Annotated in this window: 1 protein-coding gene; it reads right to left on the bottom strand. The window is 65.2% G+C overall.

What is annotated here, in order from left to right:
- The coding region (locus C6558_RS38925; RefSeq protein WP_146161003.1) for an aldehyde dehydrogenase family protein at positions 1-626 on the bottom strand (626 nt) is incomplete at both ends.

Genomic DNA, 626 nt, shown 5'->3' with positions numbered 1-626 from the left:
TGCCGGTCGAGCCGGTAAAGGTGATCGCCTGGATGTCGGGGCTGTCGAGCATCGTCTGGCCGACGACCGAGCCCTTGCCCATCACCAGGTTCAGCACGCCCTTCGGCAGGCCGGCGCGATGGAGAATATCGACGATCGCCCAGGAGCAACCGGGCACCAGTTCGGCCGGCTTGAAGACGATGGTGTTGCCATAGCAGAGCGCCGGCGCGATCTTCCAGGCGGGAATGGCGATCGGGAAATTCCATGGCGTGATGATGCCGACGACGCCGACCGGCTCGCGGGTGATCTCGACGCCGATATCAGGGCGCACCGAGGGGATGACCTCGCCAGCCAATCGCAGCGCCTCACCGGCAAAGAAGTCAAAGATCTGGCCGGCGCGCACGGTCTCGCCGATGCCTTCCGCCAGCGTCTTGCCCTCTTCGCGCGACAACAGTCGCCCGAGCTCGTCCTTGCGCGCCAGGATCTCGTCTGCGGTCTTTCGAAGGATCGCATGACGCTCGAGGATGCCGAAGCGCGACCAGGCCGGAAAGGCCGCCTTGGCCGCAGCAATCGCCGCCTTCGCATCCTCGGCCGAGGCGCGGGCATATTCCCCGATCACGTCGTTGGTGTCGGACGGATTGATATTG

Source organism: Ensifer sp. NM-2 (assembly GCF_003024455.1).
In the GTDB taxonomy this organism is placed as follows: domain Bacteria; phylum Pseudomonadota; class Alphaproteobacteria; order Rhizobiales; family Rhizobiaceae; genus Ensifer; species Ensifer canadensis.
This window is presented reverse-complemented; position numbering and strand designations above follow the sequence as displayed.